Below are 22,966 nucleotides of genomic sequence, written 5' to 3' on the forward strand. Positions count from 1 at the left end.
CGACCAGTCGATACTATAACTCGTCTAGCACCGAACCAAAGACATCCAACCCTTCCCGAACCGTCTCGGTCTCGAGACCGAGACTCAATCGGAATCGTTCGTCGTCATCGAAAAACCGGCCCGGTACGATCAACACGCCCTTCTTCCACGCGGCGGTCGCCACTTCGTTACCGTCCGCCGATTCGTGTTCGAAGAAGCCATAGGTACATCCGGCGGAGGCGGCACCCGTGAGATCGTCTCGCTCCGCGACGAAATTCGTGAGTAGTTCGCGGTTTTCGACGATTCGCTCCCTTGATTGCTCCGCGAGCTCGGTCTCGTTGTAGAGCGCTCGCCGGGCTAACGACACGGCAGGCCCTGAAATCGCCGGAACGTGGTACATAATCGATCGGGCACGAGAGACGAACTCGGCATCCGCGACGAGCCATCCAACTCGAATCGAACCGAATCCGTGGAATTTCGTCAGGGAGTTCGTGACAACGGTATTCGGCAGATCCACTCCGGTCGGCCCGCCGAAGACGGACGGGTCGGCGTTCTCACAGAAGGGTGCGTACACCTCGTCAACGAGAAGGTGTGAGCCGTTGTCGGCGACGATTCGACTCGCGTCAGCGATGGTTTCCCTCTCGGTGCGACTCCCACTCGGGTTGTGACGGTTCGTGACGACGACGCATTCCGTATCGTCGGTCATCGCTGCCGATATCCGACCGGGTTCGAGCGAGTAGTCGTTTTCCTCCGGGCGACGAAATCGGTCGACCGTCGCACCCAACCCCCGTGGCGTTGCCGTGAGCGGTTCGTAGCCCGGCTTTTCGACCAGTACACGCGGATTGGACTGAGCGTCCTCGTCGTCCGACTCCGCTCCCCCGACCGTATCGTTGATTGCGGCGGCCACGGCGAGGAAGTTCGCGTGCGTCGCTCCTGCCGTCACGAGGACGTTCTCCGTTCCCACGTCGTAGCCCTCGGCGATGATGCTCTCCAAGTCGGTATCGTCCGGTGGCGCTGGAAGGTTGGCGAGTTCCGATGGAACGACACCGTCCGGCTCGGGAATCGGTCGGCGAAGGTCGCTTGACCCGAGGTCGTGCGTCGCCGACTCGGGTCGCCCGGTTATCCAATCGAGATATTCAATATCGGGGAACACGCGGATGGCTACGGGAACGAACGTAATAACGTTCGGGAAGGGTGCAAAGTGCGGCAGAAATCGCTATCGACAATGGAGAGTATTTCGAAACGACGACAACGCTTATCCGGTCGGCAAACGGCGTTCGTCGCAATGAAAACCCAAATCGGCAGCGATAGTGTTGCAGAACTGTTTTTCTGGTCTCGGCACGCCAATCCGTGGAGTGTCTGGACGCTGGTTGTGGCATATCCGATGCTGATTCTGGCCATCTACCGGCGACGGCGTTTACTGTTGGTCGGAACGCTCTTGTTCGTCTCGGTGAATCCGCTCTTGTTCGCTCCGCCGGACGACGACGAAGCGTGGGCGACACGCGTCGTACTCGGGGAGCGGGTATGGTTCGAACGAGGGCTTCTATCGTCGCCGCGAGATTCCCTTTTTGTCGGGGTGACAGCACCGATTCATCTGTTTGCCCTCCGAGCGGCGATCAAACGTCAGCCAGTCAGAACCCTGTTTGGAACCGCTGTTTCGCTCGTTTGCATGTTCGTTTTCTTCGACCGAATGGTTCGGCTGTACGAACTGCGACCTAAAAACTGCTAGCGCCAGCGACGGTAGCGAGAACTCGACGACTATTCATACACTGTTAATTTGTGGGAAATAATCCATTCGATCGATTCCGATAAATTCGCTCCAAGAAGCGCATTGGTATCGTGACGAAACCGGTTAGAGCCTCCGTATCCAACGTGTTCTCAGTGCAGAACACCATCGATTGGCTTCGCGGGCGACCCTATTATCAGGGACAAATCGCCCGTCATGAAACGATTTCCGGAAACGACGGAGAGTTTCGAGACATCCCCCTCGAATCGCGTCTCGAATCGGCCCTCGCTGACCGCGGCATCAACCGACTCTACCGCCACCAGGCCGTAGCAGTCGAGGCAGTCCGCGACGGGGAAAACGTCGTTATCGCCACACGGACTGCGAGTGGCAAGAGCCTCGCGTATACAGTTCCGGCGTTCGAGCGAGCGATGGATCACGGCGGGAGGACACTATATATCGGTCCACAGAACGCACTCATCAACGACCAAGAGGACACTCTGTCGGAACTCGCCCGCGATTTGGGATTCGGCAGTCGGGTTTCGGTTGCCCAGTACACCGGCCGACTCGACAAAAACGAAAAGCGAGCGGTGCGAGACCGCCACCCGACCGTCGTGCTCACGACCCCGGACATGCTTCATTACGCGCTCCTCCCCTACGCTCACCGACTTTGGGATTGGTTTTTCAAAGGATTGGAAACGGTCGTCATCGACGAAGTCCACGAGTATCGCGGCGTCTTCGGAAGTCATGTCGCGCTCGTCCTCCGCCGACTCGTGCGAATCTGCGACCGATTCGATTCGTCGCCCCAGTTCGTCTGCTGTTCCGCGACCATCGGCAACCCGGTCGAGCATGCGAGCACGGTTACCGGTCAACCCGAACCCTCGTTTCACCTTGTCGATGAGAATACGAGTCGAACCGGCCCGACGCACTGGATACTTTGGAATCCACCGGAGTACGAGGACGAAAATCGGGGCAGTGGGCGCAGAAAATCGAGTCACGGCGAATCGAAGCGACTCTTCGCCGACCTCGTCACCCGCGACTACCAAACGCTGGTGTTCACCCGCGCCCGACAGGCCGCGGAACGTTACGCCATGGAAAGCGCGGACGAACTCCGCCGACGAGGCGAACGAGACATCGCGTCCGAAATCTCGGCGTATCAGGCGGCCCTCCGCAACGACCGCAGGCGCGAACTCGAATCCGGCCTGCACTCCGGCGAGATTCGTGGTGCGTGGAGCACGAACGCGCTGGAACTCGGCGTCGATATCGGCGGGCTCGATGCCGTCTTGCTCGATAGTTATCCCGGTACGCGGATGGCAGCGTTCCAGCAGGCGGGCCGTGCTGGGCGTGGAACCGACGCCAGCCTCGTCACACTCGTCGCGGGCGAAGACCAGTTAGACCAGTTCCTGATGCGGAACCCCGACGAGTTCTTCGCGGGCGACCCAGAGCGAGCGGTAGCGAACCCCGAAAACGAGGAACTCCTTCCGTCACACGTCACGTCCGCCGCCCGCGAATCGTGGCTTTCGCCGGACGACGAGCAGTATTTCGGTGATGGATTCCCAGACCTCGTCGCCGACCTCGAATCTGCGGGGGAACTAAAGCGCCGACAGACGAGCGACGGTATGCGCTGGGTGTACGATGGCGGCGGGAGCCCCCAGCACGAGATGAGCCTGCGGACGATCGACGACCGAGAAATAGACCTACTCGAGCGCTCTCGTGGCGATATTATCTCCTCGCTCCCATTTAGCGATGCGTTGAACGACGCGCATCCCGGAGCCATCTACCACCACCAAGGACAGTCGTACGAGGTGGTTGACCTCGACCTGTCGAAAGACGTAGCCGAACTATCACCGACGTGGGCGGACTATCACACGAAGACGCTCCACGAGAAGGAGATCACGGTAGAAGAGGATTTGGACGAAACGACGCTTTCGACTCATGATGACTGTCTCGTTCGATTTGCCGACGTGACGATGCGAAAGCGAATTACCGGTTACGAGCGGCGAGACGCCAAACGCGGCAAGACGCTCGGAAAAGAATCGCTTTCCTTGCCGGAACTCACGCTTCGAACCAAGGCGCTCTATTTTACGATACCGGACGATGTCGAGCGGGAAATCCGCGCCATGGACGGCGATTTCGGCGGTGCGATTCACGCCGCAGAACACGGGATGATTTCGCTCTTCCCGCTGGAGCTGCTCTGTGACCGGCGCGATATCGGCGGCCTCTCGACACCGCTTCATCCACACACCGGCACCAGCACCATTTTTATCTACGATGGGTATCCCGGCGGCGTCGGCCTCACCCGCGACGGCTACGAAACGGTCGAACCGCTCATGCGAAACACCCGGGAATTGATTCGCGACTGTGATTGCGAGTCGGGATGCCCCTCCTGCGTGCAGTCACCCCACTGCGGAAACGCGAACGATCCGCTCGATAAACGGCTTTCCTGGCGTCTACTCTCCTTGCTCACGGAGTGAGTCGCAACCTTTTTAGGACAGCCTAAACCTAAATTAGGTTAGCCTAAACATGGACGACATCCTCCGGCAGACACGCAAGGAAATCGAGGCGATGGCGGCCGAAAGCGGTCGTGGTCAGTTTTCAGTCGTGTGTGCGGACACTGGTGAATGTCCGATGCCGATCACCGGAAAACAGTTCGAAGACCACGACGATGCGTCTCGGGCCGCCGAACTCGCGCGTGGCTATCGCGACGCGCTTCGCCAACACGACCCTGACATTCCTCGTTACCGATTCGTCGTCACCGAAGAATCTGACCCGCCGCTACAGATGGCTGGCGTCCGCGAACGAACAGAAGGCACCCGCGCCAACGGCCTTCCCCAGACTCAGCGTTCCGTCACCATCGCAAACGATGGTGAAGGCGAATGGCTCACGATGGAGAATGCACCTCTCGTCCATCTCGCGCGCGATTGTGGTCCGGTTGGCGACGATGCGGTCGGGAGACAACTCGATTCGAAACTCTAGCGGACTTCTTCTCGCAGTTCCGGAATGAGATCGAGTTCCCCGTTCGTATCGCCGAGCACGAGCAGAGCGAAGTATCGGAGGTACGTCTGTATCGGGACGCGAACGATGGCAAGGGTAAACAGCAGTACCAGCATGTAGGCGACGGCGAGCAAACCGAACGCAACCAGTATCGGGACGCTCGACGCGAGTACGGTGGGCACAGGGGCACCGGCCAGGACATAGAGACCGATACCGACGATTGCAAACGGGATACCGAGGACGATTCCCGCGATTCCGCCGACGATAGAGACGACGATGCCTGCCGCAATGCTCAATGCAAATCGAAGCAGGACGTATACGCCGTACTGTTTCCACTGGTTTCGAAGCGTCGGCCAGAAACGACGCCAGCCAGCGAAGACGCCCCCGCCCCGGAGGATCATCACGGGAACGACGAAATTCGTCGTCAGACCGTCGATCAACCCGGCAACGAGTGCGAGTATGACCACCACGGGCAAGAAGAGGAACAGGCTTCCGAACGCCACATCCGCCGACCCATCGAGCAGCGCGGGGACGAAAACGAGTAAGAATCCAACTATCGGTAGGAGGACGAGCGTGAAAACGACGAGTCGAAACCCGAACAGACGTACTCCCGGCCCGAAATAGCGGCGTAGATACTGGCGGACGTGAACCTTACGCGAGCGAAGCGATTCGACGAACGCGAACTCCATCAGCGACCCGATGAAGGTAAAAACCATCCAGAGGAGTATCGCAACCGCCACAATGGCGATAACCAACGTGGTGATGATCTCTATCGAAATCGGAATTTCCGGGGGCCCACCACCGAACTGGAAGTTTCCGCCGGCCGTCGGTGGCGACGCGCTCGTCCCTCCCAAAAAAAGAACGATGATGGCAAGTTTCAGCCACGTTCGAATCTCGACGGGGAGCAGGAAGGCTTTCGTGGTGTCGATTGCGTCGTCTAGGGCTTCGACGGCATACCACGGCATATCGAAAGATTTGGCGGCTTGATATTTAAACTATCGTGAAAATACGTTCGCAGGAAACGCGTCAGTCCTGCACCACGTCTTCGATCGGTGCGTCGATAAACTGACTCAAGATTTCCGCGAACCCGGTTTGTGAACTCCAAATCGCGCTTTCGCCATCACCGAGGACGCTGATAAGTACCGTGTCGCCGTCGTCCACCACGACGACACGCCCTGCGCGGTGTTCTTACGGCCCTCCGGGCATGTCGATGATCGGGATGTCGTCAACCCGGTCGTGAACGGCAACGTCGTCCGTGACGACGAGGACGTTGACGCCCGCGTCGGAACGCTCTCGCAGGGCATCCGCGATACCGCGGGTGAACAACGAGGCATCGTGAACTGCGAAGACGATTCTCGATTCAGCCTCCCCGATTAGCTGTTCGAGACGGCCGGAGACGGCGTCACGTCCATCGACGGACCACACGTCTTCGCGCTCTTCGTCACCATCGACGAACTCGTTCTGGGCGGATTCGAGGTAGTCGAACGCCCGCTCTTGAGTTCGCTCGAATCGGTTACGGAGATGCGATTTGGCCACGTCCAAACTCACGGGACGGTACTGAATCGGCTTCGACTGTTGGAGTTCCACTAGGCCACGCTCTTGCAGAGTTTCCGCCGCACCATACACCTGCGACCGCGGAACGTCCGTCACGCTGTGGATATCTCGGGCAGTCCCGGTACCCAGCTTTTGCAGGGCGACGAACACCTTGGCCTCGTAGTTCGACAGGCCGAGGTCGGTAAGCGCGGAGATGGCGTCATCCTCGTCCATTTTAATCCTCGCTCGGCGCGGCGGTCGTCGATTTCGTTTCGATGGTACCGCGAGCGCCCGGCCCGAAGTAGCGCGTCCAAACGACGAGTAGGCTTGGGAGCACCAACACGCTCGCGAGGAACGCGTAGATGATGGTCAAGCCGGTGATGATACCGAATTGTTGGAGCGCGGGCAGGATGGCGAAGGCGAGGACGCCGAAGCCGCCGACCGTGGTCGCCGCACTGCCCAGCAATGCCCCACCGGTTCCGGCGAGTGCGACGTTCATCGCTTCCCAGACGGAACCTCGTCGTTCCAGTTCGACGTTGTACCGCTCGGACAGGTGGATGCTGTAGGCGACACCCAACCCGACGGTGAGACTCGTAATCATCCCCGTCAGGATGTTGAACGGCATATCGATCAGATACATCGTTCCCAGAATCCACGCCACGCTGAACACGACGGGGAGCAGGGTCACAGCACCGAGGGTCGCACTCCCTTCCGTGATGCGGTAGATGAACATCAGGAAGGCGAAGACGGCGACCATCGTGATGATGAGGCTCTGGATAACCGTGTCGAGCAGTTGTTTCTGGACGATTTCGAAGACGATTGTTTGTCCAGTCGCGGTCGCTTCGAGGTCGCCTTCGAAGCCAGCCGCCACGTCGCGCATCTCCTCGGTCACTTCGACGCTCGCCGCGCCACCCTTGACCGAAATGGACATTCGAACCGCCTGATAGTCGTCACCCTCCTTGTGGATGACGCTGGCCGCTTGTTCTGGGGCAACGCTGTACAGTTTGTCGTACACCTGTTTCAGGTTCCGGTCAGGGACGCCGTTCCCGTCAGTGTCGGCGGCAGTAAACGTTTGATTGAACGATTGATTCTGCGCCGCAGTCTGTTGCATCACCGAGAGCGGACTCGTCACCTGGGGTTCGCCGTTGGAAAGGACAAGCGTCGTGTCTTTCTTCGCGGCCTCGTTGCGTGCCTGTTGAATCTGTTCAAGCGTGTTCGCTTGCGTTATGTCACCCTGAATCAGGATTTGTGCCTGCGAGTCCTCGCGGACGAAGTTGTCGTTCACGTAGTCGAGGTTCTTCTTTGCCGAGTACTCGGACGGTTTGAACGGTTCCGGCAGTTCCTTCGTCCATCCTGGCGGGTCTTCCGCGAGGAAGTCCTCCTGTGCGAAGCTGGTGTCGACCTTCGTCGCACCGTAGGCACCGCCGGCGCTCACGAGCACCGTCAACACGATGACGACGAGCGGGGCTTTCCTGGCCGCGACCGCTCCGGCGGAGAGGACGCGACCGAGTGCGCCGCCCCCGGTACCGAACGCTCGCTTGTTGCGGTCGTAGCCGCGGGATTCGAGCATTTCGTCGACTTCGACTTTCAGCGCTGGAATCAGCGCGCCGAATATTAGCAGCGCCGCGACGATACCGATGGAACTCACGATACCGAAGTCCTGAATGGGCGGCAACGGACTGACCAAATTCGAAAGGAAGCCGATGACCGTCGTTGCGGTCACCCAAGTCAGGGCCGCGCCGACGCTGACGAGTGCGACACGCATCGAACCGCGAACGCCTTCGCCGGTGTTCTCGTTCCGTTCTTCGCGGTGTCGCATGAAGACGTGAATCGCGTAGTCGATGGACAACCCGATGAGCAGGACGGGAACCGCGATGAACATCTGGTTGAACGTGATTTCGAGCCAACCCATGAAGCCGAACGTCCATACCAGCACGAGGACGATACCGAGGACGCCGAGCACGATGTCGAGCAGGTCACGGTAGGCCACGAGCAGTGTTAGGACGACGAACAGCAGGGCGAGGGGACCGACGATGGCCAGACTGTCCGCCATCGACTGGTTGATTTCCTCGCTGATAATGCCGCTTCCGAAGACGACGGCCTCGCGGTCGAACTCCTCGTCAGCGACCGACTGGATAGCCGCCTGCGAGTTGACGAGCGTGTCCGAGGCCTGCCCCTGTTGCATCGACTGGCCGTCCTGTTTCTGGAAGACCACGAGCATCGTCGCGTTGGCGTCGGTCGTGCCTGGTTCGTACGATGTCGGCATGAACGCCAGTGCACGCCCCGACATGCCGCCCGAGCTGGAGTTCTCGGACAGCACTGTCTTCGTCAGGCTATCGACCTGCGACTGATTCATCGACTCCAACTGGTCGATTTGTTCGGAAAGCGATGGCAGTGAGGCGTTTTGCAGCCCCTGTTGTTTTGCTTGCAGGTTTTCACTTCGCGTTTGGAGTTGCTTGTACTCCTCCGCCAGGACGCCCTGCGTACCGAGTTTGTACACCTGCTGGAACTGGGACTGAATCTCGCCAGCGCGCCGCTGGTAGGTCGATTGATTGATCTGTCCCTGCTCGTACGAGTTGTTCAACTGGTCGAGTTGGGCTTGCAGGCCGCGGGCCTGCTGTGCTGCTTTGTTGAACGTGGCCGACTGGTTCGCGGTGAGGTCGCTCGTCGCGTTGGCCCGAACCGATTGCAGTTGGGTTTCTATCTCGCCCGCTCGTTGGCGGTACGTTTCGTTGTCGATTTCACCCGCCTGTCGGGATGCGTTCAACTGGTCGTACTGCGCTTGCAGTCCCCGCGTCTGGTTCAGCGCGTCACTCAACCGTGCCGCGGTCTGATTCAGCTGTTGCCCTCGCTGTTGGAGTTGCTGTCCTTCAGCACGGACTTCGCCGATTTTCTCCCGTTGAATCGCGCTGATGGCGATGACGTTGGCAACGCCGCTCGTGGGATTTTCGTCGGCCAGCGTCTTGCTGACCGTCTCGTTTTCACGAAGTCGTTGCTGGAACTGGAGCGAATTCACCATCGCTTCCTTCGAAAGCACATCATCTCCACGGACGATAACCTGTACTGCAGTGGTGTTCTCCTGTCCGGTCGTGAAATTCGAGTCGATGTAGTTCAGTTTCTTCGCCGCTTCGCTGTCGCTCTGGAACTGGTCGAGCGACGACGACTGTTCTATCATCGGCGCACCCGAACCGACGAGCACCGTCAGAACGAGCAACACCGCGATAATCACGCGGCTGTGGGCCGTTACGTTCTCGAAAAGCCGGTCAAGAAGGCTCACGAACCCTCACCTTGGCTACGACTGTTTGTATCCATAGTTGTTGTTAGAATTCTACTAACAGCGATATCAAAAAGATAGCGGTTTTTGTTCTGGAGTGTGATAGGAAGTGGCAAGCGGTCGCGCATACGCCACGACAGCACAGAATCACGAGAGAATCTGAAACGGCAGTTGTTCGAACGTCGAGCGCTGTCGCTCGAAAACCGTCGTCGGCAGCAAGCCACAGCCATAAAAAGCCGTTACCAGGTCGGTTCGGTAGTTCGAGTTATTCTCCGTCGCCGTCGTGCTAACCGCAATGCCACCCAGTACTGCACCGCTAACCTTCAGAAATGACCGCCGTGATTGTTGCGATACAACACTGATATGTATTTATATAAAATAATATTTCCATTATGTAAATAAAGAATTAATAAAGAATTGCAGATGCAAACTGCTTGATTATCCTCCGTAATTATAGTCTCGGTATTAGAAATTTTTCTGACATCATTGCCCAGCAGAGTTAGGATACTCGCCGATGGAGTGGAACCTGATGGTAGAAGTCGTGACTATACTCCGTCTCTTCGGCGGGCTGTTTCTCCTGCTGATGAACGCGTACTTCGTCGTCATCGAGTTCGCCATGACACGCGTTCGGCAGTTCGACAAAAGCGAGTTCGATGGGCCGTCCGGGCTGAAGCGTGCGTGGAACATGACCGACCGACTCGAAATCTATCTCTCCGGCTGTCAGCTCGGGATTACAATCGCCAGTGTCGGTCTAGGTGTCGTCGCAGAACCCGCAGTCGCAAAGGTGTTCACGCCGATTCTGAACTCCGTCGGACTCGGGCAGGGTTCGACACACGCATTCTCGGCAATTCTTGCGCTCGCACTTATCAACCTCCTCCATGTCATCGTCGGCGAACAGATTCCGACGTATCTCGGCATCGAACGGACGAAATTCGTCGCCCGATACGGATCGGGACTGCTCTACTGGTGGGCGAAGGTTCTGTATCCGGTTATCGTCGTTGCTGACAGAACCGCCAAAATATTACTCGGCCTGTTCGGCGTCGAAATCACGCGGTCGTGGACGGAAGCCGAGGAGGGTGACGATGGAGGCGAAATCGTAAGCCGTGCCGACCTCCACCGCGAGATGGGCGACGTGCTCAGTCAGGTAGATCACCTCTCGCAGGAACGCGAAGAGGAGATCATGGCCGCCATGGAAATCGAGATGCTGCCGGTTCGGGACATCATGGTTTCCCGGGAGGACATCGTCGCACTCTCGACCGAAGTCGATATCGAGGAGAATTTCGAACGAATGGAAACGAATCCACTCGTTCGGTTCCCGGTTATCGGCGAATCGTTCGACGAGTATCGTGGAATCGTCTACGCACCCAGCGTCGTCAGCCAATACGACGAACTCAAGTCGGGCGAGGTATCGCTTGCCGACATCGCGCACGAACCGATGTCGATTGCGGGAGATACCAGCGTCAGCGACGCTATCGACCTGTTTCAGGCCGAAAATCAGGAACTCGCGCTGGTACTGGACGGGGACGAAGTCGTCGGGGTGGTGACCGCGACGGACGCGTTCGAGGCCGTCCTGGGCGAGTTAGAAGACCCGACCGACAGGGAGTCCGCGGTTCAATCGTCGTAGAACTGCCGCGCTTCCTCAGCGGTCATCGTCTCCCACTCGCCATCGTCCGTTCGCACCTGCACGTACCCTTCCGGAATGTCAATTTCGACCGTCTCGACGTGTTCACACAGGACGTGTGATTCGTATTGTTTCCATGCCACCCGCTCGGACGGGGCGACGGCAACCCAACTGCACCCACGCTGACTGCACCGTATCATTGAGTATGGTTCACACGCTGGAGCCAATATAAACCTTCAGAAACGGCTCGGTCGGTGGGGAAAATCGTGGTTATCCGGTGACGACGTGGGAAGACAGTTCACCGATTGTTCCTTCGACTTCATAGGCAGGTGTTTCGACGGTGATGAGGGTATCAGGCGTCACGTCGTGGAACTTGAGACGGAGCGAGTACGACCCGTCCTGAAGGATGTCCGTCGCTTCCTTCTGTCCGGATGCGAGGTGGCGTGCCCAAGCCGTCTCTCCGACGTAGGCTGGGTCGGCGAGTCCGTCGATGACGTACGCGTTAGGGGTTGCGGCGGTGTTCTGGCCGCGAATCGGGTATCCTTTCTCGTGCCATTCCCAGTACCCTTCATCGATGACGTAGACGTTATTGTAGCCGTTTTTGATCAGTTTCCCGGCACGCATCGAAGAGAGATGGTGGGGACAGCCGCAGTAACAAACGATTTTCTGGTCTTTCGACCACGATGCGACGGGGTCGTTTTGTGCCAATCCGTCCGGCGCGGGGCTCAACACAGCATCTTTGATATGTGAGGTGTCGTACTGTTGCTTTCCGCGAGCGTCGACGAATCGAGCTTCATCCTGTTTGTACCATTCATAGGTGTCGGAAAGCGGTGCGAGTGGTACCTGCTCTCCGTACTGTTCGACAGTTTTGTACCCCTCTTCCGTTTTTCCCGACCCCCCACCGAGACCGAGACAGCCGCTCAATCCGGTGACGGAAACTGCGCCCGCCGCGAGAAACGTTCGTCGGTTCATCGTTGTAAACCCGTAGTAACCACCGCGGTATCAATTTTATCATGGTAATTTCACTCGAAATTTCGGGTAGAAAACTAGGACGATGCATTGGAACCGGCAGGGCCGAACTAGTTTGGCATCGTCTTTTTTCAGAGTACCGACGTACCATCTACTATTCTCGGGACAGACATGCAATGAAGGACAAACACGTACGGACGGGGAAGTCGATACAACAGCAGACAGGGAAAACGTTCCACCTTGCCACGAGGCTCTTGCCGGAGCGAGTACGCCACCCAACGTACGTACTGTACGGTTTCTTTCGAATTTGCGATGAAGTAGTCGATGATGCCGACGGTGTCTCACCGCAAGCGCAGGAGGCACGGCTCGAATCGTTCCGAGCACAGGCGCTTGGAACGGTCGAACCCGACGACCCCGTCCTCGAAGCGTTTCACGAACTTCGCGAAACCCACGGTATCTCGGACGAGGAAGTTACGCTCTTCATCGACGCCATGGAGTCCGACATCACTAAATCGCGGTACGCCGATTACGAGGAGCTGGAAGCCTACATGCGTGGGTCGGCTGCCGCCGTCGGTCGGATGATGACGACGATTATGAACCCCGAAGACGTCGAGCGCGCCCTGCCCCACGCGACGGCGCTCGGCGAGGCGTTCCAGTTGACCAACTTCCTCCGCGACGTGCGCGAGGATATCGAAGACCGCGACCGAATCTATCTGCCCCGGACGACGCTCTCGCGATACGGCGTCACCGACGCGGAAATCCAGACTCTCGACTTTTCAGCGGCGTTCGCCGACGTGATGCGCGACGAACTCCATCGAGCGGAGTCGTTGTACCGCGATGGTGTCGCGGGTATCCAGTTCCTTCCCGAGGATTGTCAGTTCGCAGTGCTTGTTTCGGCGGTGCTCTACGCCGATTATCACCGCGTAATTCGAGCGCAGGGCTACGACGTGCTCTCGAAAGAACCATCCCTCGGTACCCTCCGAAAACTCTCGCTTATCGCCCGGACGCGCTGGCACTGGCGAAAGACGCACGACCCGGAAACCGTCTTCCGTGCCGTGAGTTCAGTTTCGACCTCGGAGCACAGACACAGCGATTTCGAGCGGCGGGACACGCTCCCGACGCGATAGTCATTTGGAACCAATTACCCGATTTTTCGATAGATGACTCAAACGGCTTCTAGAATTTCGATTCGGTTTCCAAACGGGTCTCGAAACGAAAATCGTTCTCTCCCCGGAATCGGCGTTTCGTCGTGAGTTTCGACACCGCTCGCATCGAGATGCGCTCTCGTTTCGTCCACGTTCCCGACTTCGAATGCAGGATGTTGTTTCGATTGTGGTGATTCAATATCCTCGACACCGAGATGTACTTCCATCCCATTCGCTCGGAACCACAGTCCGCCGTTCGAGCGAAGCGAGTCGGGTTTCGGAATATCATGTAGACCGAGTATCGTTCCATAGAACTCACGTGCTTCATTTTCGGACTCCGGCGAAATACAGAGCTGAATGTGGTCTACTCCTTTCCAGCCAATCATACCCCGAACTAGTGTCACTGTGCTGAAAAGGTGACTGTGTCGGCATTTTTAGCCAGGGATTGAGTCCGTCGCGGTAAAACGAACCGATGAATAGTACCGTGTCAGTCGTCCGCGACGGTCGGCTTTTTCGACGGTTCGACAACCGACTCCGTCCACGTTCCGCGAAGGAACCACGCGACGGCGACGACTGCTGTCAACACGTTCGAGAGTGCAATTCCGTACCAGATTCCCGTCGAACCCATGTCGTACCATTCGACGAGGGCGTAGGCGGGCGGCAGTCGGAACACCCAGAGCGAAAGGATTGAGAGAACCATCGCCACGCGCGTGCTTCCGCTTCCGCGAAACCCGCCGGAAATGATGCGGAATATGCCGATACCGAAGAACGTGGGTCCGACGATTCGGAGGTAGTCGCCGCCGATTTCGACGACCGCCTCGGCACCTTCGCCGGAGATGAAGACGTTCGTAATCGGCTCCGCGAAGACGTACGCGACGATACCGACGACGGCGAGAACCGCGACGATGATTCCCGTCGCGAGATGGACGGCACGTTTCGCGCGCGCAGTCTTTTCGGCACCGAGGTTCTGGCCGACCACGGTTTCGGTTCCCTGTGCGAGTCCCAGCGCGGGCAAGAAGACAAGCGACGTGAGTCGATTGCCGATACCGAACGCCGCAACTGCGTCGGTACCAGCCAGTGCGACGAGCGCGGTTAAGGCCGTGATGCCGAGCGCGCGAGTGCTCTGTTCGACGCTCGTCGGGGCACCGATTTCGATTATCTTCCGAACCGACTCGGCGCGAAGGCGCAGGTCATCCAGCGAGAGGTGGATGCCGACCCGTCCCGAGAAAAGGAGGGCGAACCCGACCATCGCACCAACACCACGTGAAAGAACGGTGGCGAATGCCGCACCCTGCACGCCGAATCCGTTGAAGCCGGTCGTGTCGAACAGCGCCGCCTCCAGTCCGCGCATTCCGAGATAGCCGAACAGCGGGTTGTCCTGAAAGCCGAGGATGAAAAACGGGTCGAGGGCGACGTTGATGACCACGCCGAACGCCATCAAATACATTGGCGTCTTCGTGTCGCCCCACCCGCGCAGGAGTGCCTGAAAGATGAAGAAGCCGAACATGAAGAACACACCGAGGAAGATGGTTCGCGTGTACTCGACGGAGTAAGCGTGAACCTGCGTTCCCGGCGTCGTCCCGATGAGCGTGAGGAGCGTCGGGGTGAGAAACCAGCCGAGAATCGAGAATGCGACGGCAATTGCGGTCACGAACGCGATAGTTTGACCTGCGATGTGGTCAACTCGGTCGTGGTTGCCCGCACCCTTGTTCTGGGCCACGAGCACCGTCCCAGCGACCGTAAAGCCGCCACCGATAGAGATCATGAGAAAGACGAGCGGCCACGAGAACGACAAGGCGCTCACGGCGTCCTGTCCGAGGCGACCGACCCAGAATGTGTCCGCGAGGTTGTAAGCGACCTGCATCAACTGCGAGAGGACGATGGGGAGCGACAGCACGAGCAGCGGCTTCAGCAGTTCTCCCTCGGTCAGGTTCACGTCGAAGTTCTTCGTGCTCATTCTTCACGCTCCCAACCGAGATAGCGGGTGAGCAAATCGTGAACGGCGGAATCAGCACTATCCACGCCGAGCGTCGTCCGACGAACCCGCAAGCCATCCACGGTGGCTAGCAGGGTTGTTGCCGCCACCTCGGGGTCGACGGATTTGAACTGGTCGGCCTCGATACCCTCGCGGACGATATCTGCGACGAGTTCGTGGAGAAATCGGTCGTTCTGGTGGAGCTGTTCCTGGTACGCTTCGCTATAGGGTGCCTGTGCTCGGATTTCGAGGATTGCGACGTGGAAATCGCGGTTTTCGTCATCGGACGCCCCCGACTGGAAGAGGTCGAGCAGTTGGCGAAGCCGTTCCGCCGGGTCGTCGCTCTCGATCGATTCGACGTGGTCGCGGAAATGGTCGAACAAATAGTCCAGAAACGCGACGAAGAGGTCTTCTTTCGTCTCGTAGTGATAGTGGATGAGCGATTTGCTCTTCTCGAACTCTTCCGCGATATCCTGCATCGTCAAGTCGGCATACCCGTGCTTGCAGAGCGCGCAGTAGGTCGCTCGCATTATGGATTCCCGGGTTTCCGACCGTTCGTTTCCGTGCTTCATTGACTGACTAGTCAGTCAGTATCGGGGAAGTAGGTTTCGCTTTCAGAAAAGTATTCGAGCAATCCGACTCAGGGTAGACGGAGCTGAAAAAGGCAAACAGGGGTCAGATCCGACGTGAGTGTATCAGCCGTTCAGTCGTCTGCATGGCCTTCGTCCACCGATGCAGCGAAATCCGGTAGCTCGGGTATCGCCGTCGTGTCGTGAGAGCCAGTCGGTGGAAGATTGACTTCCGCCGCAGGTGAGTCGTCCAAATCCGTCTCAGTGGCGAGCGAATGCATCTCGCCGTCGGCTTCGCGGGCGTCTTGGTCGATATGCATCGAGCAAAACTCCACGCCACACATCGAACAGAAGCGGGCTTCCTTGTAGTTGTCTCCGGGGAGCGTCTGGTCGTGGAACTCACGGGCGCGCTCCGAATCGAGTGCGAGTTCGAATTGGCGACGCCAATCGAACTCGTATCGGGCCTCCGAAAGTGCATCATCCCAGTCACGGGCACCGGGTAGGTCGTTCGCTACGTCCCCTGCGTGTGCGGCGATTCGATACGCCGCGAGTCCGTCCCGAGCGTCGTCCTCGTCGGGTAAACCGAGATGTTCTTTGGGCGTGACGTAACAGAGCATTGCCGCACCGGCACGGGCAGCCTCCGTCGCGCCAATGGCGCTCGTGATGTGGTCGTACCCGGGAGCGATGTCGGTGACGAGCGGACCGAGAACGTAGAACGAAGCGCCGTCGCACTGCTCCTGCTGTCGTTCGACGTTCATCGCGATTTCGTCCATCGGAACGTGGCCCGGTCCCTCGACCATTACCTGAACACCGTGTTCCCACGCCATCCGGGTCAATTTACCGAGCGTTTCCAATTTTGCAAACTGTGCATCGTCACAGGCGTCGGCCAGACAACCCGGACGGAGTCCGTCGCCGAGACTGAACGTAACGTCGTACTCGGTGAAGATTTCGCAGATTTCCTCGAACGTGGCGTAGAATGGGTTCTGCATCCCGTTTTCCTCCATCCAATTGGCCAGAATCGATCCACCTCGGGAGACAATGCCGGTTTTCGTCCGTCCGTGAGCGAAAGGTGTTCCATCAGCACGCCCGCGTGAATTATCAATTAATTGATACCCTACCGAGCCTGTTTTTCGATGACGTCGAGCAGTAGTTCGTGTGTGAGGTCCGCGACATCGTCGACGAGCGTGACCGCTTCGTAAATGGGGACGGTTCCGATTGGAACCGGCGAGTGTTCGACGTTCGTCTCCCGAATTTCGTCGAGGTTACCACCGGTACTCAGGTCCATTATCGTGTCCGCTCCGTAATGAACTGCTGTGTGTAGTTTTCGGAGTTCGCCTTCGAGACCACTCGTCGTCTCGCTGTTGCCGATGTTCGCGTTGACCTTTGTGGCGAACTCACGCCCGATTATCATCGGGTCAAGTGACGAGTGGTTCCGGTTGGTCGGGATGACCGCCTGCCCGTTTGCGACCTGTTTACGGACGATTTCTGGTGAACGATTTTCCCGTTCGGCGACCCGTCGAATCGCAGGGGTGAGCTCACCGGCACGGGCGCGCTGAAATTGTGTTTCCGTCTTCGACTACTAGGTAATACTACCCAGTGATAAAGTTTGCACAAGGCGATCGGGGAAGCCGTCGTTCTCAGCACCTAACGTTGACGCCGTTCGAACACGAACGACGAGTATGCAAGTCGCAGTCCTCGACGAACCGGGATCGCTCCACGTCGAAAAACGCGTGCGCCCTGAACCCGCCCCGGACGAACTGCTCGTCAAAATCCGTGAAGTCGGCATCTGCGGGTCGGACGTTCATTACTACGAGCACGGTAAAATCGGGGACTACGTGGTCGAGTCCCCACTCGTCCTCGGCCACGAGAGCGCGGGCGAAGTAGTCGAAGTCGGCAACAATACTGATTTCGAACCCGGCGACCGTGTCGCCCTCGAACCCGGCGTCCCTTGTCGGCGCTGTTCCCACTGCAAGCGTGGCGAGTACAATCTCTGCCCGGACGTGACGTTCATGGCAACCCCGCCGGACGACGGCGCGTTCGCAGAGTACGTCGCGTGGCCCGCTGACTTTGCCTATCGACTCCCTGATTCGGTTTCGCTCCGCGAAGGCGCGCTCTGTGAACCCCTCAGCGTCGGGATCCACGCCGTGCGGCGCGGCAACGTCGGCGTCGGTGATTCCGTCCTCATCACGGGATGCGGGCCAATCGGCCTGTTGGCCATGGAAGCGGTTCGCGCCGCCGGAGCGACTGAGGTGTTCATCTCCGACGTGGTGCCGGAAAAACTCCAGTTGGCTGAATCGCGGGGTGCCGACGCGGTAATCGACGTTCGAGAAACGGCCCTCGAAGATGCAATCGCAGAACTCACCGACGGCGACGGTGTCGATGTCGTCATCGAAGCCTCCGGCGCGGAACCCGCGATTCGTTCGACCATCGACGCGGTGCGGCGCGGTGGAACGGTCGTGCTCATCGGCCTCGCGCAGGACGCCGAAATCCCGCTCGACACGGGTGAACTCATCGACAACGAACTCGACTTGTTCGGGTCGTTTCGCTACCGGAACACGTACCCTGCAGCTATCGAACTGCTGGCCGACGGTGCCGTCGATGTCGAAGGAATCGTGGACTTCGAGTTGGGGTTGGACGAAATCGGTTCGGCGTTCGAACGAGCAAAAGAGGGGGAGACAGTGAAGGGAATGATTACGACCTGAACGCGCCGGTATCGACAGATATCTCACTATCTCCGAGCGCGAACGTCTCCCACGTTCGCCGGAACCCAGGCGTTTTCGGGGCCACCGAAAACAGCACCCGAGCAAGGGGTGCGCCGATCCACCCCGGAATCGAGTCGTGATTGAGAACATACCACGATAATGCTCGTTCACCCCGTCGCTGGAGGTGAACCACCGCTTCGACGGCCGGTCGGCGAATCGACTCGAATCGACGGAGTCGTTCGCTTGGAATCGAGCCACCGTTTTCTTCCAATGCGTTCACGATTGTCGAATGAGCAACCACCGCGTCCTGAATCGCCAAGCCGTTACCCTGCCCGCCGACGGGCGAGGCGACGTGCGCGGCGTCGCCGAGCAACAGCAATCCGTCGTCAACCCATTTTTCGGACAGTCCGGGTTCGATGTGCAGGAGCGAACACTGGTCGAAGCTTTCGAGATACCGAGCGAGCGTCGGTTCGACGGCTCCGACTTGCCGACGGAGTGCGTCGATCCCGCGATTTCGAATCTCGGGATACGTTCCCTTTTCGATGAACCACCCTGCCTGTGCGTCCTCTTTACCGAGTCCAAAGTAGAGGACGATGCCGTCGCTCTCGATGCGTCCCTGCGCGGCGGACTGGACGGCATCCGCCGGAAGCTTGAACCATAGTAGTTCGACCTCGGAGTCGAACAGTCCGGGATCGGTTCCAGCGGCCTTCCGAACCGTCGAGTATCGTCCGTCAGCACCGACGACGAGACGACTGCTGAGTTCGACATCTTCGTCTCGCTCGCGGTTCGTGGCACGTACGCCCGTGATTTTCCCACCTTCGGAACGGAGGTCGGTCACCGTCGTCGCAGGACGAAATTCGAAGTTCTCGAACTCGTCCGCTCGGTCGATGAGCAGTCGAAGCAGCGGTGGTTGCTCCATCAGAATCCCGTAGTTGTACGGTTTCGGCAGCCGCGAAAAGTCAACGACTTCGAACGGACGGCCGAACACCGTCAGGGCGGGTTGGCGAACTTCATCGTGGTCGAGCGAGCGCACGTCATCCAAGACATCCATCTTGTCGAACAGTCGCAGCACGAGTGGTTGAAAGAAGTAGCCGCGAAACTCACGGTCGAGGTCGGCGTGACGTTCCACCAGCACGGTTTCGACGCCGCTTTTGGCGAGGAGATAGCTCACCACACAGCCACCCGGTCCGGCACCGACGACGACCACGTCGGCGTTATTCGTGGTCGTCTCGCTCCCGCTGTTGGCCATTTACTCCCCTTCGTCGTCCGCTTCGGTGTCGTCTGTCATCCCGAACTCCCCATCACCGAGCAGTGCGTCCACGTCGGCGTGGTCATGCAGAAGCTCTCGCATTCGTTCGACCGTTTCCTCGTCGCGGGTTCGGCCGCTGCGAACCACGTCCTCCGCTCGTTCGATGGCGGTCAGCGTGTCGCCTTGGACGAGCAGGATGGGGACACCCTTCTCCTCCGCCTTGCCGATGATTGCACCTGGGGGACGGAATCCGCCCGTCAGTATCAGACATTTCACGCCGGGTGCTTCCAGCGCGACGGTCTGCAAGTCGGGTCGGTCGCCGCCGGTGACGAGGGCGGCATCCTTCGTTCGGCGGAGGTGCCGAAGCGCTTTGTCGCCGCTCATCGCGCCGACGAGGAATCGCTCCACGAAGGCGTCCGTATCCGCCGCGGTCAGCACGTCGGCGTTGAGTTCCGTTGCGAGGTCGCCGACCGTAACGCCCGCCAGTTCCTGCTGGCGCGGGATAACGCCGAGAACCGGAACGTTTCGCCCTTCGAGGAACGGAACCACGTCGGTGTCGAGCGGGTCGAAGTTCGCGTTCTCGACGGTGTTGAACAATACACCGTCGAGTCGGTCACCGACGTCGTTTACCGCGGCGAGTAAGTCGTCAATGTCGCTTCCGTTTCGGTAGTGCGAGATGAGCAGCACCTCGGCATCCAGCAGTTCGGCTACGTCAGGATCGGTGAGTTCGACGATTCCACCCGTCGTGAGTTTGCCCCCGCCCTCGACGATCATCAAATCGTGACCCTCGGCCAGCGAGTCGAAGCTTTCGCGAACCTGGTCTCGGAGTTCGTCGGGATTCTCCCGCCCCCGAATCGCCTGCTGGATGAACGTCGGCGAGTAGACGATGGGTTCGAGTTCGTGCATCTCCGCGTCCAACCCGAGCAGTTCGCGGGCCAGCATCGGGTCTTCGTCCAGCGTCTTGCCGACGTTGCTCTGGAGTCGAGTCCCCTTGGGTTTCATGTAGCCCACCGACAGTCCTCGCTCCTGTGCGAGTCGCGCCAGAGCGAGGGCGACGGCAGTCTTGCCTGTGCTTTCTTCGGTTGCAGTGACGAGTATCGTGTTCATAGTTCGTCGGTGTCCACGGTCAGTCGAATGTCGATAGCTTGCACGCCGTCAGGCGTTGCGACGAGGGGGTTCACGTCCAGTTCCAAAATTGCGGGGAAGTCGGTAACGAGTTGCGACAGTCGCTGAATGCTCTCCACGATGCTTCCCACGTCGGCGGGGTCGCGGCCTCGTGCCCCTCGGAGCAGCGGTGCGGTTTCGATGTCGTTCACCATCTCTCGGGCCTCGCGTTCGCTTACGGGAGCAACTCGGAACGTCGTGTCCTCGATGATTTCCACGAAGATGCCGCCCAACCCGAACAGCAGGAGCGGGCCGAACTGCGGGTCGCGGTTCATCCCAATGATGGTTTCCGTGCCCGAGTCGAGATCCGCCATCTCCTGTACCTGCACGCCGAGAATCGTCGCGTCGGGTTGGTAGTTTCGCGCCCGAGTGACCAGGTCTTCGTAGGCATCGTACACCTCTTCGTTCGGAACGCCCACTTTCACGCCGCCGATGTCGGATTTGTGGAGAATGTCGGGGCTGACGATTTTCATCACGACGTCGCCATCGATATCCTGTGCGGCAGCCACCGCGTCCTCCGGTGCGTTCGCGATGGTGCTATCGGGCGTCGGGATGCCGTAGGCCGAAAGGAGTCCCATCGCTTCCACGCCGAGGCGGTTGTCGCCGCGGTCTTTCGCCCGCGAAAGGATTTCTTCCGCCCGTTCCTTGTCCACCTCGAATCGGGTCGGTTCCTCGTACTCACGCTCGCTGATGTCGCGGAAGGTGGCAAGCGCGTCGAGGCTTCGCACCGCGCGGGCGGGGTCGAAGTAGTTCGGAATCCCGCCCTCACGGAGGAGTTCTTTCGCACCCTCGGTTCGTTCGCCGCCCATCATCGCCGCGGCGACCGGTTTGCTGTGTTTTTCTTGCAGTTCGACGATCATCTCGGCCAACTCCCGATAGTCGAGTACCGCGGTCGGTGCCGAGAGCACGACCGCACACCCGACGTTCTTGTCGGCCAGCGCGATATCGACCGCCTTGCGGAAGCGGTCGATATCGGCGTCCCCGATGGTGTCTATCGGGTTGTAGATGTTCGCCTCCTCGGGCAGGGCGTCGGAAAGCGCCGAGACCGTGTCCTCCGAAAACGACGCCAGCGACAGCGTCGAATCACCGACCGCGTCGGTTGTCATCACGCCCGGGCCACCCGCGTTCGTGACGATAGCCACGTCGTCTTTTTCGGGAAGCGGTTGCCCCGCCAAAATCTGGGCAAAGTCGAACAGTTCTTGGACGTTTTCGACCCGCAAGACACCCGCCTGTTCGAGTCCTGCTTCATACGCTCGGTCGCTTCCGGCCAGCGTCCCGGTGTGCGAGGAGACTGCCTGCGCTCCGGCGTCGGTTCGCCCTGATTTCACCATCACGATTGGCGTGGTGCTGGTCGCCTCGCGCGCGGACGAGATGAACTCGCCACCGTCTTCGACGCCTTCGAGATACGCCAGGATGACGTCCGTGTCGGGGTTGTCGCCCCACGCCCGGACAAAATCGGTTTCGTCCAACACGGCCTTGTTGCCGAGCGAGACGACGTCTTTGAAGCCGAGTCCCTCGTCGTTGGCCCAGTCGAGGACAGCCGTGATGAACGCACCCGACTGGCTCATGAACGACATCGACCCCGGCAGTGCGTTTTCCGGCCCGAACGTCGCGTTCAGGCCGAGCGGCGTGCTCATCACCCCGAGGCTGTTCGGGCCGACGAGGTTGATATCGTACTCCTCGGCGACTGCTTGCAGCTCCCGTTCTCGCTCCGCCCCTTCGCTTCCCGTCTCGCCGAATCCGGCGGTGATGACGACGACGTTTTCGATGCCCGCCTCGCCCGCGCCGCGAACCACATCGACCGCGATGTGTGGCGGGACGACGACCACCGCGAGGTCTACGTCCGGCACGGACGCGAGGTCAGGGTAGCAATCCAGCCCAAACACCTCGTCGTAGTTCGGGTTTACCGGCACCGTCTCGCCGTCGAAGTCGTCGCGCAGGTTCGTCACGATAGCGCGACCGATGGAGCCTTCGCTTTCTGTCGCTCCCACGACTGCGACACGCGACGGCGCGAAAAGGTCTGAAAGTACGCGGTCACCCATCGTCCGAAAGTTGGCGAGCGCGGGATT

19 protein-coding genes and 1 pseudogene are annotated in these 22,966 nt (G+C 59.2%); 6 read left to right on the plus strand and 14 right to left on the minus strand.

What is annotated here, in order from left to right; genetic code table 11:
* Nucleotides 1-13: 13 nt before the first annotated feature.
* Entirely contained in the window at nt 14-1,132 is a 1,119-nt protein-coding gene (locus ACN2TU_RS05260) for a pyridoxal phosphate-dependent aminotransferase (RefSeq protein ID WP_435153543.1), read from the minus strand.
* A gap of 132 nt (nt 1,133-1,264) precedes the next feature.
* On the opposite strand from ACN2TU_RS05260, the gene ACN2TU_RS05265 reads away from it, so the two are divergent.
* The 3 genes from ACN2TU_RS05265 to ACN2TU_RS05275 all read left to right on the plus strand — a co-directional run bounded on the left by ACN2TU_RS05265 (nt 1,265) and on the right by ACN2TU_RS05275 (nt 4,678).
* Nucleotides 1,265-1,708, plus strand: coding sequence for a DUF6653 family protein (locus ACN2TU_RS05265; RefSeq protein ID WP_435153545.1), 444 nt, complete (start codon nt 1,265-1,267; stop codon nt 1,706-1,708).
* Nucleotides 1,709-1,860: 152 nt separating this feature from the next.
* Nucleotides 1,861-4,176, plus strand: a complete 2,316-nt coding sequence (locus tag ACN2TU_RS05270; protein ID WP_435153546.1) for a DEAD/DEAH box helicase — start codon at nt 1,861-1,863, stop codon at nt 4,174-4,176.
* A gap of 49 nt (nt 4,177-4,225) precedes the next feature.
* Nucleotides 4,226-4,678, plus strand: a complete 453-nt coding sequence (locus tag ACN2TU_RS05275) for a DUF7552 domain-containing protein (protein ID WP_435153548.1) — start codon at nt 4,226-4,228, stop codon at nt 4,676-4,678.
* Here the strand turns inward: ACN2TU_RS05275 and ACN2TU_RS05280 are convergent.
* From ACN2TU_RS05280 to ACN2TU_RS05295, 4 genes are all read right to left on the minus strand, one after another.
* On the minus strand, nt 4,675-5,661 hold the full coding sequence (locus tag ACN2TU_RS05280; RefSeq protein ID WP_435153550.1) for a DUF7544 domain-containing protein: 987 nt from the start codon (nt 5,659-5,661) through the stop codon (nt 4,675-4,677). The genes ACN2TU_RS05275 and ACN2TU_RS05280 overlap by 4 nt on opposite strands.
* A gap of 61 nt (nt 5,662-5,722) precedes the next feature.
* Nucleotides 5,723-5,857, minus strand: coding sequence for a hypothetical protein (locus ACN2TU_RS05285; RefSeq protein ID WP_435153552.1), 135 nt, complete (start codon nt 5,855-5,857; stop codon nt 5,723-5,725).
* Nucleotides 5,858-5,884: 27 nt separating this feature from the next.
* Entirely contained in the window at nt 5,885-6,463 is a 579-nt protein-coding gene (locus ACN2TU_RS05290) for a TrmB family transcriptional regulator (protein ID WP_435153554.1), read from the minus strand.
* Between the two features lies 1 nt (nt 6,464).
* Nucleotides 6,465-9,506 carry an MMPL family transporter gene (locus ACN2TU_RS05295; protein ID WP_435153555.1) on the minus strand — a complete coding sequence of 1,014 codons (3,042 nt, stop codon included), beginning with the start codon at nt 9,504-9,506 and terminating at the stop codon, nt 6,465-6,467.
* Between the two features lie 526 nt (nt 9,507-10,032).
* Here ACN2TU_RS05295 and ACN2TU_RS05300 point away from each other — a divergent pair.
* The gene (locus tag ACN2TU_RS05300) at nt 10,033-11,127 is read left to right on the plus strand and encodes a CNNM domain-containing protein (RefSeq protein WP_435153556.1); all 1,095 of its coding nucleotides are present in this window, start codon (nt 10,033-10,035) and stop codon (nt 11,125-11,127) included.
* Here ACN2TU_RS05300 and ACN2TU_RS05305 read toward each other — a convergent pair.
* Both ACN2TU_RS05305 and ACN2TU_RS05310 read right to left on the minus strand, forming a co-directional pair.
* The gene (locus tag ACN2TU_RS05305) at nt 11,115-11,324 is read right to left on the minus strand and encodes a hypothetical protein (RefSeq protein ID WP_435153558.1); all 210 of its coding nucleotides are present in this window, start codon (nt 11,322-11,324) and stop codon (nt 11,115-11,117) included. The two genes, ACN2TU_RS05300 and ACN2TU_RS05305, sit on opposite strands and share 13 nt — an antisense overlap.
* Before the next feature lie 70 nt (nt 11,325-11,394).
* Nucleotides 11,395-12,096 carry a rhodanese-like domain-containing protein gene (locus ACN2TU_RS05310; RefSeq protein ID WP_435153559.1) on the minus strand — a complete coding sequence of 234 codons (702 nt, stop codon included), beginning with the start codon at nt 12,094-12,096 and terminating at the stop codon, nt 11,395-11,397.
* 173 nt (nt 12,097-12,269) lie between these two features.
* Between ACN2TU_RS05310 and ACN2TU_RS05315 the strand changes: the two genes are divergently transcribed.
* Nucleotides 12,270-13,220, plus strand: coding sequence for a phytoene/squalene synthase family protein (locus ACN2TU_RS05315; RefSeq protein ID WP_435153561.1), 951 nt, complete (start codon nt 12,270-12,272; stop codon nt 13,218-13,220).
* A 38-nt stretch (nt 13,221-13,258) separates the two neighbouring features.
* Here the strand turns inward: ACN2TU_RS05315 and ACN2TU_RS05320 are convergent, their stop codons facing one another.
* The 4 genes and pseudogenes from ACN2TU_RS05320 to thiC form a co-directional block, all read right to left on the minus strand.
* Nucleotides 13,259-13,624, minus strand: coding sequence for a VOC family protein (locus ACN2TU_RS05320; protein ID WP_435153562.1), 366 nt, complete (start codon nt 13,622-13,624; stop codon nt 13,259-13,261).
* Between the two features lie 101 nt (nt 13,625-13,725).
* Nucleotides 13,726-15,195, minus strand: a complete 1,470-nt coding sequence (locus ACN2TU_RS05325) for an MATE family efflux transporter (RefSeq protein WP_435153564.1) — start codon at nt 15,193-15,195, stop codon at nt 13,726-13,728.
* Nucleotides 15,192-15,785, minus strand: a complete 594-nt coding sequence (locus ACN2TU_RS05330) for a TetR/AcrR family transcriptional regulator (protein WP_435153565.1) — start codon at nt 15,783-15,785, stop codon at nt 15,192-15,194. The genes ACN2TU_RS05325 and ACN2TU_RS05330 overlap by 4 nt, the downstream gene beginning before the upstream one ends.
* Nucleotides 15,786-15,916: 131 nt before the next feature.
* Nucleotides 15,917-17,304: pseudogene (gene thiC / locus ACN2TU_RS05335) on the minus strand (phosphomethylpyrimidine synthase ThiC).
* Between the two features lie 157 nt (nt 17,305-17,461).
* Here thiC and ACN2TU_RS05340 point away from each other — a divergent pair.
* The gene (locus tag ACN2TU_RS05340; RefSeq protein WP_435153567.1) at nt 17,462-18,484 is read left to right on the plus strand and encodes an NAD(P)-dependent alcohol dehydrogenase; all 1,023 of its coding nucleotides are present in this window, start codon (nt 17,462-17,464) and stop codon (nt 18,482-18,484) included.
* Here ACN2TU_RS05340 and ACN2TU_RS05345 read toward each other — a convergent pair.
* The 3 genes from ACN2TU_RS05345 to ACN2TU_RS05355 are packed head-to-tail and all read right to left on the minus strand — an operon-like array spanning nt 18,474 to nt 22,939.
* On the minus strand, nt 18,474-19,733 hold the full coding sequence (locus tag ACN2TU_RS05345; RefSeq protein WP_435153569.1) for an FAD-dependent monooxygenase: 1,260 nt from the start codon (nt 19,731-19,733) through the stop codon (nt 18,474-18,476). The two genes, ACN2TU_RS05340 and ACN2TU_RS05345, sit on opposite strands and share 11 nt — an antisense overlap.
* Entirely contained in the window at nt 19,734-20,840 is a 1,107-nt protein-coding gene (locus tag ACN2TU_RS05350) for a phosphotransacetylase family protein (RefSeq protein ID WP_435153571.1), read from the minus strand. It lies immediately after the preceding gene.
* Nucleotides 20,837-22,939 carry an acetate--CoA ligase family protein gene (locus tag ACN2TU_RS05355; protein ID WP_435153572.1) on the minus strand — a complete coding sequence of 701 codons (2,103 nt, stop codon included), beginning with the start codon at nt 22,937-22,939 and terminating at the stop codon, nt 20,837-20,839. The genes ACN2TU_RS05350 and ACN2TU_RS05355 overlap by 4 nt, the downstream gene beginning before the upstream one ends.
* Nucleotides 22,940-22,966: the final 27 nt, after the last annotated feature.

This window comes from Haladaptatus marinus (assembly GCF_051194195.1).

Excerpts from the sequence above, each read along its gene's own strand:
- ACN2TU_RS05320 (WP_435153562.1), bottom strand. The coding sequence starts at position 13,624 with ATGATTGGCTGGAAAGGAGTAGACCACATTCAGCTCTGTATTTCGCCG.
- ACN2TU_RS05275 (WP_435153548.1), top strand. The coding sequence starts at position 4,226 with ATGGACGACATCCTCCGGCAGACACGCAAGGAAATCGAGGCGATGGCG.
- ACN2TU_RS05315 (WP_435153561.1), top strand. The coding sequence starts at position 12,270 with ATGAAGGACAAACACGTACGGACGGGGAAGTCGATACAACAGCAGACA.
- ACN2TU_RS05330 (WP_435153565.1), bottom strand. The coding sequence starts at position 15,785 with ATGAAGCACGGAAACGAACGGTCGGAAACCCGGGAATCCATAATGCGA.
- ACN2TU_RS05300 (WP_435153556.1), top strand. The coding sequence starts at position 10,033 with ATGGTAGAAGTCGTGACTATACTCCGTCTCTTCGGCGGGCTGTTTCTC.
- ACN2TU_RS05325 (WP_435153564.1), bottom strand. The coding sequence starts at position 15,195 with ATGAGCACGAAGAACTTCGACGTGAACCTGACCGAGGGAGAACTGCTG.
- ACN2TU_RS05290 (WP_435153554.1), bottom strand. The coding sequence starts at position 6,463 with ATGGACGAGGATGACGCCATCTCCGCGCTTACCGACCTCGGCCTGTCG.
- ACN2TU_RS05305 (WP_435153558.1), bottom strand. The coding sequence starts at position 11,324 with ATGATACGGTGCAGTCAGCGTGGGTGCAGTTGGGTTGCCGTCGCCCCG.
- ACN2TU_RS05355 (WP_435153572.1), bottom strand. The coding sequence starts at position 22,939 with ATGGGTGACCGCGTACTTTCAGACCTTTTCGCGCCGTCGCGTGTCGCA.
- ACN2TU_RS05340 (WP_435153567.1), top strand. The coding sequence starts at position 17,462 with ATGCAAGTCGCAGTCCTCGACGAACCGGGATCGCTCCACGTCGAAAAA.
- ACN2TU_RS05265 (WP_435153545.1), top strand. The coding sequence starts at position 1,265 with ATGAAAACCCAAATCGGCAGCGATAGTGTTGCAGAACTGTTTTTCTGG.
- ACN2TU_RS05310 (WP_435153559.1), bottom strand. The coding sequence starts at position 12,096 with ATGAACCGACGAACGTTTCTCGCGGCGGGCGCAGTTTCCGTCACCGGA.
- ACN2TU_RS05345 (WP_435153569.1), bottom strand. The coding sequence starts at position 19,733 with ATGGCCAACAGCGGGAGCGAGACGACCACGAATAACGCCGACGTGGTC.
- ACN2TU_RS05280 (WP_435153550.1), bottom strand. The coding sequence starts at position 5,661 with ATGCCGTGGTATGCCGTCGAAGCCCTAGACGACGCAATCGACACCACG.
- ACN2TU_RS05350 (WP_435153571.1), bottom strand. The coding sequence starts at position 20,840 with ATGAACACGATACTCGTCACTGCAACCGAAGAAAGCACAGGCAAGACT.